Source organism: Nonomuraea zeae, assembly GCF_005889725.1.
In the GTDB taxonomy this organism is placed as follows: Bacteria; Actinomycetota; Actinomycetes; order Streptosporangiales; family Streptosporangiaceae; genus Nonomuraea; species Nonomuraea zeae.
This window is the reverse complement of record NZ_VCKX01000018.1, coordinates 32,058-50,355: the sequence shown is the minus strand read 5'-3', so window position 1 is coordinate 50,355 and position 18,298 is coordinate 32,058. Positions and strand designations below refer to the sequence as shown.

Genomic DNA, 18,298 nt, shown 5'->3' with positions numbered 1-18,298 from the left:
TCCATATAAGCGGAGGGCTATAGTGGACGCGGAGTACATATATGGACCAAGCTGACCTTCCGCCCTCACCTGCCCTCAAGCCGGGCCGGGGACGCCGCCGCGCCGAAGACGTCCGCCGGGCCGTGCTGGCCGCGGCGGCCGAGCTGCTGCTCTCGGACGGCATCCCGGGCGTGACCTTCGCCAAGGTCGCCGCCCTGGCCGGCGTGAGCAAGATGACCCTCTACAAGTGGTGGTCGTCGCCGGGCAGCCTCGCGTTCGAGGCCTACTTCCACCTTTTCGCGGAGACGCTCGCCTTTCCCGACACCGGCGACATCCGGCGCGACCTGACCACGCAGTTGCACGCCTTCGCCGGTCTGCTGCGCCACAACGGCGCCGTCATCGCCGGGATCGTCGGGGCCGCGCAGAGCGACCCGGACCTGGCGGCGGCGCTGTCGGAGCAGTACGTACGCAAGCGCCGGCAGATCGCCGTGGAGCGTCTCGCGACCGCCCGGCAGGCCGGGCAGATCCGCCCGGACGTCGATCTGGAGACGATCGTCGACCAGCTCTGGGGCGCCTGCTACCACCGGCTGCTGCTCCCGGCCGAGCCCATCGACACCGGCTTCACGGACCGGCTGATCGCCAACCTCTTCGCCGGCATCGCCCCGCCGGGACCGCCGGGGCCGCCGGGGCCCGGCGCATCGCCCCCGGCACGCTGAGGCACCGCCCCCGCTCCGGCGTGGCGGCTCGCCCGCCGCCGTCGGTCAGCCGCCGTCGGTCAGCCGCCGGTCGTCAGGGTCTCCCTGCCCTCGTCCCACCGCCAGCGCACGTCGCGGCCGGTCAGGTGCACCCCGCCGATCCAGCGATCGACGCCGTTGAGCTCCACGTGGTCCGCCTCGCCCGCCAGCACCCGTGCACCGGTGGCGGTCAGCCGCAGCAGGCTGTCGCGTTCGACCGGGGTGCCCGCTGGGTGGACGTCCAGGAGCGGGTGCGGGGCCCGGGCCAGGCGGTCCATCGCGGCGAAGCACCAGGAGTCCCCGAGGTAGGGGCGGGCCTCGCGAGCGGCGGCGCGGACGAAGACCTCACCGGCGGTGACCCCCTGCCCGGCGCCGGCAGCGTCTCCGACATCGGCCCCGGCACCGGCCTGAGTGGCGTCGGCGGTGGCGGCGAGGATGCGGCGCTCGGTGAGTGAGAGCCCGTCACGGGTGGAGGGGTACTCGCGGCCGAGACGTTCGAAGGCCTCGCCGAGGAAGCGCAGCTCACCGGAGCGGGTGGCGGCGATGGCGGGCAGGCCGTCGGGCGTCGGGGCGCGGAAGGCCGCCCAGGCCCGGGTGGCCAGCTCCAGCGCGGCCGGGGTGAGCGTCGCGCACGCGTTGGTCGCGGGCAGCTCGCGCAGCTGCTCGGGGCTCAGCTGGCCCAGCCCGCCGAAGCGGGCGATGCCGGCGTGCTCCCCGATGCAGATCAGCGTGATGCGCTCGGCCGGCACCTCCAGCTCGGCCAGGCGGGCGAGGATCTCCACGATCTGCAGCTGGTCGTAGAGGTCGGCCTCGAACCACAGCACGTACTCGCCCTCGCGGTTGGCCTCCACGGCGGCGTCGCGCCCCAGGAACATGCGCATGCCCTCCGAGCGGTCGTCCGCATGCGCCCCGGTCAGGAACGCGGCCCTGACCCGGCGCAGCTCCTCGCGCCCCACCGCGGGGACCGGGCCTTCGTGCAGCACGTCCCGCCAGTAGACGATGTGCCGGGCCAGCCCGGTCCCCGGCAGGTCGGTGCCGTCGCCGTTGCTGATGTGCAGCGCCACCGCCAGCCGATCCTCGATCGGGGCGGGCTGGTCGCCCAGGAGCCGCCGGCGCGCGATCGCGTACGACTCTCCGGTCTTCGCCATGCGGGCGCGTACCCGCCGTTTGAAGTCTGCCTGCTTGGTCATGGACGTCTCCCGCGCGCCGTCCGCGCGTCCCCCAGCGACGGGTGCGGCGGGCGCACGACCGACGGAAGGTCTTCTGTCCGAGAGGTGAGCCTCCCTTTGCCTCCTGGGGTGACCCGGCTGGGGCGAGTCGCCGGAGGTTGGGCGCGGACAGCCGCCACCAGCCATATTAACGCCGCGGCGCCGGGCCCACCGGTGGATCTTCGTCCATTCCCTGCCGGGAATTGCCGGCATTCCCGGCCGGGAGCACGATCGCCGGCATGAACACGCGACTGGGAGTTCTGCTTCCCACCAACCAGAGCCAGTGGACCGACGCCCGGCAGCTGGTCGACTTCGGCGTCCAGGCGGAACGGCTCGGTCTCGACTCGCTCTGGGCCAACGACACCCTGCTCGGCCCGCGCGTCGAGCCGCTGGCCATGCTCGCCGCCCTCGCCCCGGTGACCGAGCGCGTCACGCTCGGCACCGCGGCGCTGCTGCCCGCCTTCCGGCGTCCCGTGACCGCCGCTCAGGAGCTGGCCTCCATCGACCAGCTGTCGGCCGGGCGGCTGGTCATCGCCGTGGGCGCGGGCTTCCCCGGCCGGTCGGAGGTCGAGTACGCGCTCTCGGAGGTGCCGTGGGAGCGCCGCTTCCTGCGGCTGGACGAGACCGTCGCCCTGTGGCGGGCGCTGTGGGCGGGCGAGCGGGCCTTCCACGGCAAGGTGCTGCGGTTCGACGACCTGCCCGGGTCGACGCCGTCGTTCCGGCCGGGCGGGCCGCCGATCTGGCTGGGCGGCGCGAGCCCGTCCGCGCTGGCGCGGACGGGACGGCTCTACGACGGGTGGCTGCCCTACCCGCCCGATCCCGCCGACTACCGGGCGGGCCTCGACGGGGTACGCCGGGCCGCGGCCGAGGCGGGTCGTCCCGCGGACGCGATCGCCCCCGCGCTGTTCGTCACCGTGCTGATCAGCGACGACGCCGAGCAGGCCGAACGGGATCTCGACGCCTACTGCAGGGCCACCTACGGCCTGCCCTACGAGACCGTGCGGACGATCCAGGTCATGGTCGCCGGGCCGGCCGAGCGGGTGGCCGCCACGCTGGCCGGCTACGCGGCGGCGGGCGCCGAGCACCTGGTCTGCCGCATCGCGGCCCCCACGCTGGCCGACCAGCTCCGGCAGCTGGAGCTGCTGGCGGCGATCGCGCGCCCGTGAGGCCCGCGCCCGCACCGTCCTCTACAGCCTGTAGAGTAACCGCGGACATCGGGTGAAGGGGTGAAGCATGCTGCGCTGGTTCCGGGTCGTGGCGGTGGCCGAGGCGTGCTCGTGGGCGGGCCTGCTGATCGGGATGTTCTTCAAGCACGTGACCGAGACCGGCGAGCTGGGCGTCAAGGTGTTCGGGCCGATCCACGGGGCGATGTTCGTGCTGTACGCGGCCGGGGTGCTGCTCTCGGCGCGAGAGGCGGGCTGGAGCCGGGGCGCGGTGGTGCTGGGCCTGGCGTGCGCGGTGCCGCCGTTCACCTCGCTGTGGTTCGAACGGCGGATGGCCGCACGCGCGACGACCGCCCAGGCCGCCTGACAGACCCGCCAGACCGGGCTGCCCGACCGGGCTGCCCGACCGGGCGCCAGACCCGGGCCGTCAGACCCGGGCCGTCTCACCGGGCCGCCGGCTCCAGCGGCGCTCACTCGACGGCGCCGGCCTGGGTGAGCAGGTTCTGGTACCAGGCGTCGTACGGATGGTTGGTCGCCGGATAGCTGGCCAGCGGGCTGGTCGCGTTGCCCGCCGAGTCGAAGTCCCAGCCTCGTGCCAGCCGTCCCGCCTGCCGGGCCGCGGTGATGAACGACGACTCGCCGGCGGGCGCCGCGTAGAACAGCGCGCCCTGCTGCAACTCGGCGCTGTCACCCTGCTGGAACTCGTCGAAGGCGATCTGCGGGTAGCTGATGCGGGCGCCGGCGACCCTGTCGGTGTCGACCCGCAGCGTCCTGGCCGGGGTCGGGCCGTCCGCGCCGTTCCACACGTGCACGCGTGCCGTGCCGCTGACCGAGGTGGCCTTGTCGTAGCGGGCGTCGGAGGTCTTGGCGTTGCCGCTCCACGTGACGGTCGCCGCGCCGGCGTTCAGCGCGCCGTCCCAGTTCCAGTTCTGGCTGCTGCTCTGGCTGCGGTGGATCTCGCGCAGCTGGGTGCCCGCCGCGTCGGTGAACCGGACCGTCGGCAGGACGCCGTTGTCGTACTGGCGGCTGGCGGACCAGGTGATCTCGCCGTCGGCGGCGAGGCGGCCCACGCGGTACCAGAGCGTGGTCGCGTTCTGGGACTGGTGGACCTCGACCAGGTCGCCGTTGTCGTTGAGCGCGATGGCCGGCGTCACGCCGCTGTCGTAGCGGCCGTGGCGCAGCCAGGTCACGCGGCCGTCGGAGCCGTACGTGCCGGTCCAGTACCAGAGCGCGCCCGAGCCCGAGTCGTGCACCTCCACCACCTGGCCGCGGCCGTTGATCGCGATGGCCGGGTTGTCGCCGATGTCGCGCTTGTACTGGGTCCGGGTCTCGCCGTTGCCGGACAGCAGCGGGAGCACCCGGCCGCGCAGCGCGTCCACCGTCGGCGGGCTCGCCGGGTAGTCCCTGGCCTGGAACAGCCGCGGGCCGAAGACGGAGGTGAGCTCCTGGTTGAGCGCGGCCAGGTTGCCCGCCGCGTACGAGGCGTTGTCGGTCAGGTCGTCCTTGATGTCGAGCGCGACCACGATCGGCGCGGCGGCGGGGTGCTGCGCCGACCAGGTGTTGATCACGTCGAGCCAGTCGCGCAGCAGGTTCGAGGCCGGGTTGCCGCTGTGGTCGACCAGGTTGCCGGGAGAGTCGTGGCCGATGGCGTAGTCGCGCGAGGTGGCGTAGCCGTTGTCGTGGATGTCGAGCTCGATGAAGCGGATGCCGTGGTCGAGCTGGTAGACGATCGAGCTCTTGGCGCCGTCGACGTTGCCCGAGTAGCTGTTGTGCGTGGCGCGGAAGACGGCCGCGGGTAACGGCAGGTCCGCCGACGCCTCGGCGGTTCCGCCGGTCAGCAGCGCGGACGCGGCGACGGCGAGCACGGACAGGACGGTTCTCGTACGGGGCATCGCCCGATCCTCACGTTAGGGATCTTCTCTGACAAGGTGATCATCCGCCTCTGGCGAACCCCGTCAAGCCCTCACGAAAGAGCTTGCGCTCTTGTGATCCGACCGTTCACGCGATAGAAACGTCGCGGTGCGAGAGAGCGCTCTCTCAGGCGCTGCCGCACACCCGCAGCGGAAAGGACGAACCGTTATGACGACCGGTTTGACGAGGCGGCGGGGCCGCGGGCAGATCGGCCGGGCGCTGGCGCTCGGTCTCGTGCTGGCGACCGCCGTCATGACGGCGGGCCCGGCGGCCGGCGCCGCGTCGCCGCCCTCGGGCGCCCCCGACTTAGGACCGAATGTCACCGTCTTCGATCCGGGCATGCCGGTCGGCGACATCCAGGCGACCCTCGACGCGGCGCACGCCGCCCAGGTCGACGACGAGATGGGCGCCACGCGCCACGCCTACCTGTTCAAGCCGGGCACGTACGGCACCGCGGAGCAGCCGCTCCAGATCAAGGTCGGCTACTACACCGAGATCGCCGGCCTGGGCGCCTCGCCCACGGACGTCGTCATCAACGGCAAGGTCGAGGTCTACAACCGCTGCCTGGCCGACGGCGGGACCGGCAACTGCCTCGCGCTCGTCAACTTCTGGCGCACCCTGTCGAACCTGTCGATCAACATCAACGCGGCCGGCCAGGACGGCTGCCGGTCCTCGGCGAACTTCTGGGCCGTCTCCCAGGCGGTCTCCCTGCGCCGGCTCGACATCCGCGGCGGCAACCTGTCGCTGATGGACTACTGCACCGCGGGCCCGCAGTACGCCAGCGGCGGCTTCATCGCCGACTCCCGGCTCCCGTCCGTCACGAACGGCTCGCAGCAGCAGTGGCTGACCCGCAACAGCGAGATCGCCGGCTGGTCGAACGGCGTGTGGAACCAGGTCTTCGCGGGCGTCGCCGGCGCGCCGGAGGAGACCGGGTTCCCGTCGCCGCCGTACACCACCCTCGACACCACCCCCGTCAGCAGGGAGAAGCCCTACCTGTACGCCGACGCGCGGGGCAGGTACAGCGTCCGCGTGCCCGCCGCCAGGACGAACACGCGCGGCATCTCCTGGGCAGACGGCCTGACGCCGGGCCGTTCGCTGCCGATCTCCGACTTCTTCGTCGCGAAGCCGTCGGACTCGGTGCAGGTCATCAACAGCCAGCTCGCGCGGGGCAAGCACCTGCTGCTCACCCCCGGCGTGTACGACATCGCGCGCAGCATCGAGATCAAGCGCCCGGACACGGTCGTGCTCGGCCTCGGGCACGCCACGCTCACCGCGGTCCGCGGCTCGATCCCGCTCGACGTCGCCGGCGTGCCGGGCGTCGTCATCGCCGGCGTGACCGTGGACGCGGGGCTCGACAAGTCGCCGGTGCTGCTGCGGGTGGGCAAGAAGCATGGCGAACGCCGCAGCTCCCCGGGCAACCCGACCACGCTGTCCGACGTGTACTTCCGGGTCGGCGGGCCGCACGTCGGCAAGACCGGCGTCGCGCTGGAGGTCAACAGCGACAACGTGCTCATCGACCACGCCTGGGTGTGGCGCGCCGACCACGGCGTCGAGGGCTTCACCGACACCCAGCGCTGGAACACCAACCTGGGCCGCAACGGCGCCGTCATCAACGGCGACCACGTGACCGCGACCGGCCTGTTCGTCGAGCACTTCCAGCAGTACAACACGGTCTGGAACGGCGAGCACGGGACGACGATCCTCTACCAGAACGAGCTGCCGTACGACCCGCCCACCCAGGCCGACTGGATGAACGGCGACGTCGAGGGCTGGGCCGGCTACAAGGTCGGCGACCGGGTGCGGACGCACAACCTGTACGGCGGCGGCGTCTACGTCTTCAACCAGAACAACCCGCAGATCCACACCGAAAACGGCTTCGAGGCGCCGCGGACCCCCGGCGTCAGGTTGCACCACATCATGACCGTCAACCTCAGCGCCGGGACGATCGACCACGTCGTCAACGGCGTGGGCGACGCGGCCGACACGACCAAGGTCGGCGCGCCGGTCTACGTCACCGACTACCCGGCCCCGTAGAGCGAGGTGGCCCGGCGGCTCCGTGCCGGGCCCGTGCCCGACGCCTTCTCCGCGGCGTACACGCGGAGGAGGTCGGGCATGCCGTACCGGCCGGTGGCGTGCTCCTCGACGAGGTGAGCGGCGGCCAGCTCGCGCAGCAGGCGGGCCGCCGCCGCGACGTCGCCGCCGATCAGCGTGGCCGCCTCCGCCGCGGTCACGTCCGCGGGCCCCGGCGCGCCCAGCTGCCGGAACAGCAGCCGGGCGCCCTGCCCGAGCGTCGCGTACGAGGCGTCGAACGCGCCCCGCACGCCGCTGTGCGGATCTCCGTCCACCTCCAGGCCGCCGAGCCGGTCGGCGGCCAGGGCGGCGGCGTACGCGGCGATGCCTTCGTGCGGGCGGGACGTGAGGTTGGCGGCGGCGGCACGCAGGGCCATCGGCAGGTTGCCGCACAACCGGGCCAGCTCCATGGCCGCCTCCGGGTCGGCCGCGGCCCGATCGGCGAGCAGGCCGGTCAGGAGGTCGCGGGCCTCGCGGTCGGACATGACGCCGAGGGCCATCGGGCGCGCGCCGTCGCGGGCGACCAGCCCCGTCAGCCGGTCCCGGCTGGTGACCAGGGCGACGCAGCCGTGGCTGCCCGGCAGCAGCGGCCGGACCTGCGCGGCGTCACGGGCGTCGTCCAGCAGCACCAGCACCCGCCGGCCGTCGAGGAGGCTGCGGTACAGGGCGCTCGCCTCGCCCACGTCAGCGGGGACGCGGGACGCGCCCAGCGCCCGGAGGAACCCGGCCAGGGCCTCGGCCGGAGGCATGGGCGGGCGCTCGCCGTGTCCGTGCAGGTGCACGTACAGCTGCCCGCCGGGAAAGCGGTCGCGCACCCGATGCCCCCAGCACGCCGCCAGCGCCGTCTTGCCCACCCCGGCCGGCCCGGTGAGCGTGGCGACCACCGCCGGGGCGTTCGCGGCGGGCAGCAGGGCGTCCAGTCGCGCGAGCTGCCCGGCCCGGCCCGTGAACCCGGCCACGCCGGCGGGCAGCTGCGCCGGCGGCCGCCGTTCGGTCTCCGGCCGGCCGGCCGGTCTCCAGCCGACCTCCATGCGGTCACCGGCCAGGACCCTGCGCTGCGCCGCGCACAGCCGCGCCCCCGGCTCGACGCCCAGCTCGGCCCGCAGCACCCGGCGCGCCCGCTGGTAGGTCTCCAGCGCCTCGGCCCGCCGCCCGCACCGGGCCAGGGCCGCCATCAGCAGCTCCCACCGCCGCTCCCGCAGCGGGCTCTCCTCGGCCAGCCGCCGCAGCTCCTCCACCACCTCGCCGTGCTGCCCGAGGTCGAGCAGCGCGCCCATCTCGTCCTCCACCGCGCCGAGGCGCAGCTGCTCCAGATGCGCCACCCTGGCCGCCAGCACCGGCGTCTCGGGGAGGTCCGCCAGCGCGGGTCCGCTCCCCTGCCACAGCCGAAGGGCCTGCGCCAGCCGGGCCGCGCCCGCCTCCAGCCGTCCCCTGCGCAGCTCGCGGCGGCCGCAGGCGAGCGACCGCTCGAACACGTCGGCGTCGATCTCCCCCTCACCGGCGGCCAGCTCGTAGCCGCTCCCCCGGGTGAGCAGCGCGTCGCCGCCCAGGACCCGCCGCAGCCGCATGACGTACGCGGCGACGGTGTTGGCCGCCGTCCGCGGCGGACGCGCGCCCCACAGGACGTCGGCCAGCTGCTCCGTGCTGACCGTGCGGCCCGCGTGGATCAGGAGCACGGCCAGCACCAGCCGCTGGCGTCCCGCGGCGATCCGCGTCCAGCCGGCGCCGCTTCGCACCAGTAAAGGACCCAGCATCCGAAATCGCATCTCGTCGCATCCCCCTGTCGCCGCCGCTCGACGCGCGGTCAGGTCGAGGGTGGCCGACCCCGACCCGGCTCGCCTAGATAAGGGGGAATGCCCCATCCGGCGGCTGCCCGCCCCGGATTCATCCAAGACGGCGACGCGCCGGGGCAGGCTCGTGGCCTCCCCCGGCGCGCACCGGGCCGCCGGCTGCGGGGACCGGTCAGCCGGCGATCCGCTCCCACGTCTGGAGCGCGGTGCCGTTGAAGGTCCAGATCTGCGCCTTGTTCGGATCGTCGTAGCGCGGCTCCATCGCCACCTGCTTGGCCCGCTGGTTCTGCGCCCGGACGCTCATGATCGACTGGCTGCCGTCGTCGTTCGGCTTGAAGTACCACTGCTGGGAGTTGGTGTCGTAGCACGAGTACTGGTGGACGCGGGTGCCGCTGCTGATGCTGCGGTCCGACAGGTCGACGCACTTGTCGGTCACCTTGCTGTGGATGCGATAGCCCTCCACCTTCTTGAACTCGGCGCAGAACCTGAACAGCGGGTCGTCCTGAACGCAGACCTCGACAAGCCCCAGGTTCTCCAGCCGCCACTTCTGGCCGTCGGAGCCGTCGCAGGGATAGTGCCCGATCCAGGCCCTGTCGTGGGCGGCGGATCCGACGAGGGTCAGGCAGTTCCCCATCGCCACGTTGCGGAACTGGAAGTAGTCCACGGCCTGCGCGGGCGCGGACGGCCAGACGGCCAGGGTTCCGATGACGAGCGCCAGTGCCGCGATGATGCGTCTCATCTGGTGTTTCCTCTCTGATCGTTTGATCGTCGGGAGTTCACCAGGACGGTACGGAGGCCCGTTGACCCGGCTATGACGCCGCGGTGACACGCCCGCCGCCGCCAGGGGTGACGGTCGTCATGGGTGAAGTCGGGACGAGCTCCACTTATCCGGCAGCAATCTCGTCCGTAGCGTCATTGGCATGAAGAACACCACGTCAGCGGCCATCGCCTTCCAGGGCGTGAGCAAGCGCTACGGCCGCGTACAGGCGCTCGATGACGTCACGTTCGAGGTCGGCCGCGGGGAGTGCGTCGCGCTGCTCGGGCCGAACGGGGCGGGCAAGTCCACCGCGGTGGACCTGATGCTGGGGCTGCGGCGGCCCGACCAGGGCCGGATCCGCGTGCTCGACGACAGCCCCGCCGGCGCGGTCGCCGCCGGGCGGGTGGGCGCGATGCCGCAGTCCGGCGGGCTGCCATCCGACGCCACCGTCCGCGACGTCGTCGCTCTCGCGGTCCGCCTGTACGGCGCCCGGCGCACGGTCGGCGAGGTGCTGGAGATGGCCGGGCTGGACGAGGTGGCCCGGCGCAGGGGCGACGCGCTGTCCGGGGGGCAGGCCCAGCGGGTGCGCTTCGCGATGGCCCTGGCGGGACGGCCGGAGCTGCTGTTCCTGGACGAGCCCACGGTGGCCATGGACGCCGCGTCGCGGCGGGCCTTCTGGACGTCGGTACGGCAGGCCGGCACCACCACGGTGTTCGCCACCCACTACCTGGACGAGGCGGACGCCTTCGCCGACCGGGTGATCGTGCTGGCCCACGGCACGGTCGTGGCAGAGGGCACCCCCTCGACGATCAAGGCGATGGTGGGCGGCCGGACCGTGCGGTGCGTGCTGGACGCCCCCGAGCCCAGCCGGCTGCTGGCCCTGCCCGGTGTCCGGGACGTCGGCGTGCACGGCCGCGACGTCACGATCCGCACCGACGACGCGGACGGCACCGTCGCCGCGCTCTACGGATCCGTCGGCGGCGTGCGGGACCTGCGGGTCTCCGGGGCCGACCTCGAAGAAGCACTGATCACTCTTACCTCTGGGAAGCAGGTCGCGTAATGTTCAGTTTCGTGCGCTTCGAAGTCGTGCGGGCTCTGCGCAACGTCAAATACCTCGTGTTCCTCGTGGTCACCCCTGTCGGCCTCTACCTGGCCTACGGAAGGGGCGCGGGCGCGGCCCCCGCGATGGTGGCGATGGCCGTGTACGCCGCGGCGGGCGGCGGTCTGATCGGGTCGGGCGGCGGCGTGGCCGAGGATCGCGCACGCGGCTGGCTGCGTCAGCTCAAGCTCACTCCGCTGGCCGACGCCCAGTGGCTGGCCGGGAAGATCGTGCAAGGCGTGCTGATGATCGTGCCGGGGGTGGCCGGAGTGTCGCTCGCGGCCGTCTTCGCGGGAGACGTCCGGCTCGACGCCGGGCGGTGGGCCGCCCTGCTCCTGCTGATGCTGGCCGGCTCGCTGCCCTTCGCGCTGCTCGGCCTGCTGCTCGGGCTGACGATGCGGGGCAAGAGCGCGCAGGTGGGCATCGTGGTGGTGTTCTTCGCCCTGGCCGCGGTGGGCGGGCTGGTCGGGTCCGGCGCGCTGCCCGGGGTGCTGGAGAGCGTGCGGCACTACGTGCCCACCTACTCTCTCGCCCAGGCGGGATTCTCCGTCCTGGACGGGCGCGCGCCCGGCGCCACGGGACTGGCCGTCCTGGCCGGGTGGACCGTGCTGGGCGCGGGCGCGGTGCTGATGCGGTGGCGGCGTGAGTCCGGCGCACGCTGACGACGGCTCGGAGACCCGGCGGGAGGAGCCCGCCGGGTCTTCTGCCGTGGAGCGGGTCTGGGACTTACGCAACCTGACCCGCTCCTTGATCATGCTGGCGGCGACGGGATGGGCGGTGCTGTACTTCGCGGCCCAGCACCCGCCGCCCTGGCAGACGGCGCTGGCCGTGGCGGGCGCGGTGGCGGTCTCGGCTCTCGGGGTGAGCGGCCGGGTCCTGGCGCAACGCGGCTCCCCGCGGTTCCCCAAGGTCTACGCGGTGCTGGTGGTGGCGGCGCTGGCGCTGGAGGTCTGGGGCGGCTGGCCGTGGGCCGCCGCGGTGACCTGGGTGACCACCGCCTGCGGATGGAGCCGCCTGCCCAGGGCCGGCGCCCACATCGCGGGGGTGTCGGTGGTGGCGGGGGCGATCGCCGTCGGGCACGGCCTGGAGGTGGGCCCGGCCGCGGCGCTGACGGCGTTCGTGGTGCTGCCCGGCGTCTTCGCGGTGCAGACGCGGCGCACCTCCGACCTGGTGGAGGAGCTGCGGGAGACCCGGCGGGAGCTGGCCCGGCTGGCGGTGGTCGAAGAGCGCAACCGCATCGCCCGTGACCTGCACGACCTGGTCGGGCACAGCCTCTCGGTGGTCGTGGTCAAGACCGAGCTGGCCCGCAGGCTGGTCCCCGCCGCGCCCGAGCGGGCCGTGGCCGAGCTCGACGACGTCGAGGGCGTCGTACGCCGGGCCCTGGCCGAGATCCGGCAGGCCGTCACCGACTACCGGCGGCCGACGCTCGCGGCCGAGATCGCCGGGGCGGAGTCCGCCGCCCGCTCGGCCGAGATCGAGTGCACGGTGCTCATGCCCGACGACTGGGACCTGCCCGTCCCCGTGGAGTCCCTCCTGGCGTGGACCGTACGCGAGGGTGTGACCAACGTGCTCCGGCACAGCGCGGCCACGCACTGCTGGATCACGCTGCGGCAGGACGAGCGGACGGTGAGCGTGGAGATCCGCGACGACGGCCAGGGACCCGCCGACCCGGGCAATGTCCCAGACAGCGGCCCCGGCAGCGACTCCGGCAGCCTTGGCAGCGGTCCCGGAGGCGGTGCTGGGGGCGGTGCTGGGGGCAACGGGCTGACCGGGCTGAGCGAACGGGCCGCCGCTCTCGGTGGCCGCATCGAGGTCGGCAGGCCCGCCGAGGGCGGCTTCCGGCTGGCCGTGCGAATACCCCTGGAGGCGTGAGGATGATCCGTGTGCTGCTGGCCGAGGACCAGACGATGTTCCGCGGCGCGATGGCCGCGCTGCTGTCGCTGGAGCCCGACATCGAGGTCGTGGGCGACGTGGGCCGCGGTGACGAGGTCGTGGGGGCCTGCCAGGCGTTCCGGCCCGACGTGGCGCTGCTCGACATCGAGATGCCGGGCATCGACGGCCTGGAGGCGGCCCGCCGGCTCCAGGCCGAGGCGCCCGGCACCCGGGTGATGATCCTGACCACGTTCGGGCGCACCGGCTACCTGCACGCCGCCCTGGCCGCCGGCGCCACCGGCTTCCTGCTCAAGGACGCGCCCGCCACCGAGCTGGCCCAGGCCATCCGCAAGGTCGTCGCCGGGCAGCGGGTGGTCGATCCCGCGCTGGCCATCGCCGCGCTCAGCGAGGGCTCCTCCCCGCTCACCCCGCGCGAGACCGAGGTGCTGGCCGCGGCCGGCGGCCACGGGACCATCGCCGAGATCGCCAAGGGCCTGCACCTGTCCGCGGGCACCGTGCGCAACCACCTGTCTGCGGCCATCCAGAAGCTCGGTGCGCGCACCCGTGCCGAGGCCATCGAGATCGCGCGCGCCAAGGGCTGGCTGGTATGACGATCGTCATGGATCAGGTCGCGATGGACGACACTTACCGCCTGACCTGGGGCCCCGTAGCGTAAATGTCATGACGAACACCACTTCTCCGCAGCAGACCGACTGGCACCTCTCCCTCATCGGCGGCCTCAAGCAGCGGGCCGGCCGTCTGTCGGGAAGCACCGTCGTCCTCACCCCCGTCGGCGGCGCCCACCTCGACCTCGCCGACGCGGAGCTCGCTCCCGAGTCGACGCTGACGAAGGTCTCGCTCATCGGCGGCGTGATGCTACGCGTCCCCGCCGAGGCCGACGTCCGGGTCGAGGGCTTCCACCTCTTCGGCGGCCGCCGGGTCGAGGCCGGCTCGCCGTCCGCCACCGGCCCGGTCATCCGCGTCCGCGCCTACGGCCTCATCGGCGGCGTCACCGTCACCAGATCCTGACTCCGCTCAGGCCGGTGCACGGGCACACCAGCGGGCCCAGCGGCGGACGCGACAGCAGGCCCAGCGGCGGGCGCCGCGTAGGGCGGGCGGCGGTCGATGCGGCGGCGGACCTCGTCGGTGCCGAAGTGATAGTCGATGCGCCGGGTCGCCTCCGCCCAGTCCTCCATCGAACGGACCGCCGACAGGGCCTCCACCACCACGGGATCATTCCACCTCTCGCCGGCACGCTGCCACAGCGTGCCGGCGTCTTCCGTGAGGAGGCTGCCGACGGTGCCCTCGTAGATCGGCATCGCCCGGACCTCCCCGTCCGGCTCCACCTGCAGCAACGGGAAGCCGTGGCGCCGCAGGAAGTTCGGATGCATCATCAGCACCATGTTGTCCGACGTCCCGACCCGTACGGAGCCGGGCGCGAGGGCCCGCAGCCGTTCCTCGTCGCTCGCCAGCGCACGGAGCTGGTCGAAGCTCAGCAGCTCGTGCTCGGCGAACCCCTGCCGGCTCGCCAGCCCCGACGGCACCGCCGCGGCGAAGGTGAGGAAGCGCAGGTGCCGGAAGCGGGGTGCGACCGTGCGGCAGAACTCCTCCAGCTGGTGGCGGTTGGAGCGCAGGACCGCGTAGTCGACCCCGAACTCGACCGGGTCGAGGCCGCTCGCCACCCGCTCCTCGGAGAGGCCGTCCAGGAGGGACAGCGCGTTCATCGCCCGCTGGAACGAGCCGGCCCGCCCGCGGATCCGGTCGTGCACCTCGGCGCTCGCGCCGTCGACGCTCACCGTGATCCGGGAGAAGACGCCGGCCGCCGCCTCGGCCGCGCGGCGGTCGAGCGTCCATCCGCCGGTGTAGAGGTTGACCGCGACCCCCGCCGCCCTGATCCGCCCGGCGACCTCGATGAGGCTTCTGACCAGCAGCGGCTCGCCACCGGCGAACTCCACCGCCCGCGGGCGCAGGGAGACGATCGCGTCGGCGACCGCGAGCAGCTCCTCGTGGCCGAGCTGCCGGGCCGGGCGCCGGCCCGACTCGGAGTAGCAGTGCACGCAGCGCAGCGGGCAGGCGTAGGTGACGTCCCAGACGACGTCGCTGGGGCCCTTCGCGGTGCTCGCACTCATGACGGTGCTCATTACTGGGTCCTTTCCGAGCTCGGATGACGGGCGCCGCCTCGCCAGTGGCCGACCAGGTCGGTGTACAGGGGTGATCGGGTGAGCAGGTCCTGATGCGTTCCGGCGATCGTGGTGCTGCCGTCCATCAGCAGGACGCGCTCCGCTCTCATGGCGGAGCTGATGCGATGCGCGATGACGACGAGCGTGCCGTCGCGCCTGGCGAACGCCTCTTCGGCGCGCTGCTCGGCGGCCGGGTCGAGGTGACACGTGGCCTCGTCCAGCACGACGATCCTGGCCGGCGAGGCGTGGACGCGGGCCAGCGCGACGAGCTGCTTCTCCCCAGCCGAGAGCGAGGCGGGCTCCTCGATGACCGCGTCGAGCCCGCCGAGCCGGTCGACCAGCGGCAGGGCGCCCACGGCGGCGGCCGACGCGCGCAGCCGCGTGTCGCCGCCCTGCGGGTGCTCCGCGCTGAGATAGCCCAGGTTCTCGCGGACCGTGCCGGTGAAGACGTACGCCTCCTGCGGCACGAGCGCGATCACCGTCCTGGCGGCGCACTCGCCGAGCGGGCGCCCGTCGAGCAGTATCCGGCCGCCGGTGGCCGGCAGGAGCCCGGTGAGCAGCATCGACAGGGTGGACTTGCCGGCGCCGCTCGGGCCGACCACGGCCAGGTGCGCCCCTTCGGGGATCGCGAGTTCGAGGTCACGGACGACCGGCGTCGCCTCGGGCGCGTAGCCGAAGGTCAGCCGTTCGGCGCGCAGGCCGTACCCGACGGGGTTTTGCCTGGTCCCGTCCTGCGGGGCGGCCGGCACGGTGATGGATTCGGCGATCCTGCGCAGTACGACGAGCAGGGCCACGCCCCAGCCGCCGACCGTGCTGACGAGCATGCGCAGGGCCGGGTCGAGCCCGGTGGCCAGGTAGGTCACCGCGCCGATGACCTCGCCCGCGCTCAGGTGCCCGCCCTCGGCCAGCGGCCGGGCGGCGAGCAGCAGGACGAGCAGCGGGACGTGGACGCCGAGCGTGACGATCAGCCGCCGTCCCGTTCCCGCCCAGGCCATGGACATGGTGGCCACCACCTGCGCGGAGACGGCGGCGTCCACCGTCGCGCGGGCCTGGTCGCGGGCCCCGCAGGCGGCGACGTCGCGCAGCCCGGCCAGGATCGGGGTGACCTCGGCCGTGAGCCGCTCGTCGGCCAGGATCTGGCCGCGCTGCCGGTTCGTCAGCGTGGGCAGCAGCCAGGCGAACACCGCCAGCGCCAGCAGCACGGGCCCCACGGCAATCGCGGCGACCAGCGGCGACAGGGCCAGCAGGCCGGCCAGCGCGGCGATCAGCGACATGCCGAGCTGGCGGCTGCTGCGCAGCAGGACGGACACCAGGTTCCGCACCGATTCGACCTGCGCGGTGAGCCGGTTGACCGCGGCGGTGTCGGGTGCTTCCGCGCCGCCTGCGGCGCGGGTCACGGTCGCGGTGACCACGGCCCGTACGAGGTCGTCCCGCAACGGCTCGACGACCTCGGCCAGGACGGGCAGCATCAGCCGGGTGGCCACCGCCTTGACCGCCATCACCACGGCCAGCAGGCCGAGCAGGGCGAGGCCGGTGCCCGGCCGGCCGGCCAGGAAGCCGTGGTCCACGGCGGCGGCGATGAGCAGCCCGGACAGCAGCACCGGCGCCGATTCGACGGCGGACAGCGCCAGGACCACGGCCAGCGGGCGCCTGCGCGGCCGGAGCAACGCCAGCAGCAGGCGCGGCGCGCTGAGCACGCGGGGCCCGGCGAGCAGCGGGGCAGCAGGCGGAGGGCCAGCGGGCTGAGAGGCAGCGGGCGAGCGGGTCAGAGCAGCACCGGACACGGCTCTTCCTCCCCAACGGTCGGCAGGGTGGCGAACAGCGCGCGGTAGGCCGGGTCGGTCCAGAGCTCCTGGTGCGTGCCCCGCGCGCGGACCCGGCCGTTCTCCAGCCAGACGACCAGGTCGGCGCGGGCGGCGGTGGTCACCCGATGTGCGATGACCAGGCGGGTCCGTCCGCGCATCCCGTCCACGAGCGCGCGGGTCACCTGGGCTTCCGTCGCGGTGTCGAGGCTGGAGGTGGCGTCGTCGAGCACGGTCACCCGGGCGTGCCGGACGAGTGCGCGGGCCAGGCCGAGCCGCTGGAGCTCGCCGCCGGACAGGGGCACGCCGTCCGCCGGGGTGTCGTACCCCTTCGGCAGCCGGCGGATGACGTCGTCCACGCGGGCCGCGGCGGCGGCCTCCCGCACGGCCGCGCGGCCGGTCCCCGGCCGGCCGTAGGCGATGGCGGCGGCGAGGTCACCGCCGAGGAGCGCGGGACGTTCGAAGGCGTAGGCGACGACGTCGGTCAAGGAGGCGATCTCGGCCAGCGCCCGGCCGTCGAGCGACACCTGCCCGCGGTCGGGGTCGAGCAGCCGGCCCGCCACCATGGCCAGCGTCGTCTTGCCCGCGCCGGACGGCCCGACGACGGCGGTCAGCAGTCCTGCGGGGATGTCCAGGTCGAGGTCGTCGAGCAGCCGGGCGCCGTCCCGCGTCACGGTGACGCCGCGGAACGACAGCGCCCCCGGGCCGTCGGGCGCCGGGCGCGTGCCGGGGACCTGCGCGGGCAGCGCCAGCACCTGGCAGAGGCGGCGGGCCGCCGAGCGGGCCTGGGCCACGCTCATCGCGGTGTCGACCTGCTCGATGAACGACAGGCCCAGCGCGGCGTAGGCGGCCACGGCCAGCAGTTGCCCGGGGGCCAGGCGGCCGTCCACGACGCCGAGGCCCGCCACGGCGAGCACCGCCACCTCGATGAGCGGCAGCACCAGGCCGATCCGCCACACGCCGCGGGCCTGGGTCCGCCACAGGGCGTGCCCGGCCTCGGAGAGCGCGGGCAGCGGGGCGAGCACGCGGTCGATCTCGCGGCCGGCGGTGCCCGAGGCGCGCACCGTACGGATGCCCGCCAGGGTGTCGGTGAGACGCGCGGCGAGCCGGCCCTGCGCCTCCTGGTAGCGGTCGTACAGCCCGGACATCCGGGTGACGAAGAAGAGGATGACGGCCAGCGCCACGGGCACGCCGGCCACGAAGGCGACCCCGGTCCGCCAGTCGATGAGGAAGAGCGCGGTGATCCCGCCCACCGCGGTGACGAGCGCGGCGACGGTGTCCAGCAGGGTCAGCGGGACGTGCCCGGCGGTGGCGGTGTTGCTCACCAGCCGGTTGGCCAGCTCCCCGGCCGGGAACCTGCGGGCCTCGCCGGCCCCCAGGCGCAGCAGGTGGTCGGTGAACCGCAGGCGCAGCGCCGCGGTGCCGGAGGCGTTGGAGGCGGCGCCCGCGATGGCGCGCGCCAGGTCGGCGAGGGTGAGCACGGCCAGGACCAGGGCCAGCAGCGCCGCCGCGGGGAGGACGTCCTGGCCCGAGAGCACGCCGTCCACCGCGGCGGCCAGCAGCGCGGGCATGGCCAGGGTCGCGGCCGAGCCGGCGGCGGTCCCTGCGGCGACCACGGCCAGCGGCCGCCAGGCCCGCCGGGCGAGGGAGGCGAGAAGGCGGTCGCCGTGCCTGTGCGTCACCTGCTCTCCGGCGGTGCCCGACACGGGATCTGACATCCTTTCTCTCCATCT

16 protein-coding genes are annotated in these 18,298 nt (G+C 73.9%); 9 read left to right on the top strand and 7 right to left on the bottom strand.

Going from position 1 to position 18,298, the window contains the following annotated elements; genetic code table 11:
• Positions 1–41 precede the first annotated feature (41 nt).
• On the top strand, positions 42–695 hold the full coding sequence (locus ETD85_RS08700; RefSeq protein WP_138689096.1) for a TetR-like C-terminal domain-containing protein: 654 nt from the start codon (positions 42–44) through the stop codon (positions 693–695).
• Between the two features lie 59 nt (positions 696–754).
• Here ETD85_RS08700 and ETD85_RS08695 read toward each other — a convergent pair whose 3' ends face one another.
• Positions 755–1,903 (bottom strand): hypothetical protein, encoded by a 1,149-nt coding sequence (locus ETD85_RS08695; RefSeq protein WP_240779037.1) that lies wholly within the window; start codon positions 1,901–1,903, stop codon positions 755–757.
• A gap of 257 nt (positions 1,904–2,160) precedes the next feature.
• Between ETD85_RS08695 and ETD85_RS08690 the strand changes: the two genes are divergently transcribed.
• The gene (locus ETD85_RS08690; RefSeq protein WP_138689095.1) at positions 2,161–3,087 is read left to right on the top strand and encodes an LLM class flavin-dependent oxidoreductase; all 927 of its coding nucleotides are present in this window, start codon (positions 2,161–2,163) and stop codon (positions 3,085–3,087) included.
• 67 nt (positions 3,088–3,154) lie between these two features.
• On the top strand, positions 3,155–3,451 hold the full coding sequence (locus ETD85_RS08685; RefSeq protein WP_138689094.1) for a DUF3817 domain-containing protein: 297 nt from the start codon (positions 3,155–3,157) through the stop codon (positions 3,449–3,451).
• A gap of 103 nt (positions 3,452–3,554) precedes the next feature.
• Here the strand turns inward: ETD85_RS08685 and ETD85_RS08680 are convergent, their stop codons facing one another.
• A complete protein-coding gene (locus tag ETD85_RS08680; RefSeq protein WP_138689093.1) occupies positions 3,555–4,976 on the bottom strand; it encodes a PI-PLC domain-containing protein in 1,422 nt (473 codons plus the stop codon).
• A gap of 187 nt (positions 4,977–5,163) precedes the next feature.
• Between ETD85_RS08680 and ETD85_RS08675 the strand changes: the two genes are divergently transcribed.
• Entirely contained in the window at positions 5,164–7,029 is a 1,866-nt protein-coding gene (locus ETD85_RS08675; RefSeq protein WP_138689092.1) for an adenylyl cyclase, read from the top strand.
• Here ETD85_RS08675 and ETD85_RS08670 read toward each other — a convergent pair.
• The gene (locus tag ETD85_RS08670; RefSeq protein WP_170246571.1) at positions 7,014–8,819 is read right to left on the bottom strand and encodes an AfsR/SARP family transcriptional regulator; all 1,806 of its coding nucleotides are present in this window, start codon (positions 8,817–8,819) and stop codon (positions 7,014–7,016) included. The genes ETD85_RS08675 and ETD85_RS08670 overlap by 16 nt on opposite strands.
• 208 nt (positions 8,820–9,027) lie before the next feature.
• Positions 9,028–9,594 (bottom strand): RICIN domain-containing protein, encoded by a 567-nt coding sequence (locus ETD85_RS08665; protein ID WP_138689090.1) that lies wholly within the window; start codon positions 9,592–9,594, stop codon positions 9,028–9,030.
• Positions 9,595–9,775: 181 nt separating this feature from the next.
• On the opposite strand from ETD85_RS08665, the gene ETD85_RS08660 reads away from it, so the two are divergent.
• The 5 genes from ETD85_RS08660 (at position 9,776) to ETD85_RS08640 (ending at position 13,612) form a co-directional block, all read left to right on the top strand.
• Entirely contained in the window at positions 9,776–10,672 is an 897-nt protein-coding gene (locus ETD85_RS08660; protein WP_138689089.1) for an ABC transporter ATP-binding protein, read from the top strand.
• Positions 10,673–10,683: 11 nt separating this feature from the next.
• Entirely contained in the window at positions 10,684–11,373 is a 690-nt protein-coding gene (locus tag ETD85_RS08655) for an ABC transporter permease (RefSeq protein WP_170246570.1), read from the top strand.
• Positions 11,354–12,583: a sensor histidine kinase gene (locus ETD85_RS66720; protein ID WP_138689087.1), complete on the top strand. Its 1,230-nt coding sequence runs from the start codon at positions 11,354–11,356 to the stop codon at positions 12,581–12,583. The genes ETD85_RS08655 and ETD85_RS66720 overlap by 20 nt, the downstream gene beginning before the upstream one ends.
• Positions 12,584–12,585: 2 nt before the next feature.
• A complete protein-coding gene (locus ETD85_RS08645) occupies positions 12,586–13,194 on the top strand; it encodes a response regulator transcription factor (RefSeq protein ID WP_138689127.1) in 609 nt (202 codons plus the stop codon).
• 70 nt (positions 13,195–13,264) lie between these two features.
• Positions 13,265–13,612: a hypothetical protein gene (locus tag ETD85_RS08640; protein ID WP_138689086.1), complete on the top strand. Its 348-nt coding sequence runs from the start codon at positions 13,265–13,267 to the stop codon at positions 13,610–13,612.
• Here ETD85_RS08640 and ETD85_RS08635 read toward each other — a convergent pair.
• The 3 genes from ETD85_RS08635 to ETD85_RS08625 are packed head-to-tail and all read right to left on the bottom strand — an operon-like array spanning position 13,573 to position 18,283.
• Positions 13,573–14,712 (bottom strand): radical SAM protein, encoded by a 1,140-nt coding sequence (locus tag ETD85_RS08635; protein ID WP_138689085.1) that lies wholly within the window; start codon positions 14,710–14,712, stop codon positions 13,573–13,575. The genes ETD85_RS08640 and ETD85_RS08635 overlap by 40 nt on opposite strands.
• Before the next feature lie 11 nt (positions 14,713–14,723).
• Positions 14,724–16,547, bottom strand: a complete 1,824-nt coding sequence (locus tag ETD85_RS08630; RefSeq protein WP_240779036.1) for an ATP-binding cassette domain-containing protein — start codon at positions 16,545–16,547, stop codon at positions 14,724–14,726.
• Positions 16,529–18,283 carry an ABC transporter ATP-binding protein gene (locus ETD85_RS08625; protein WP_138689084.1) on the bottom strand — a complete coding sequence of 585 codons (1,755 nt, stop codon included), beginning with the start codon at positions 18,281–18,283 and terminating at the stop codon, positions 16,529–16,531. Before ETD85_RS08625 ends, ETD85_RS08630 begins: the two co-directional genes overlap by 19 nt.
• Between the last annotated feature and the right edge of the window lie 15 nt (positions 18,284–18,298).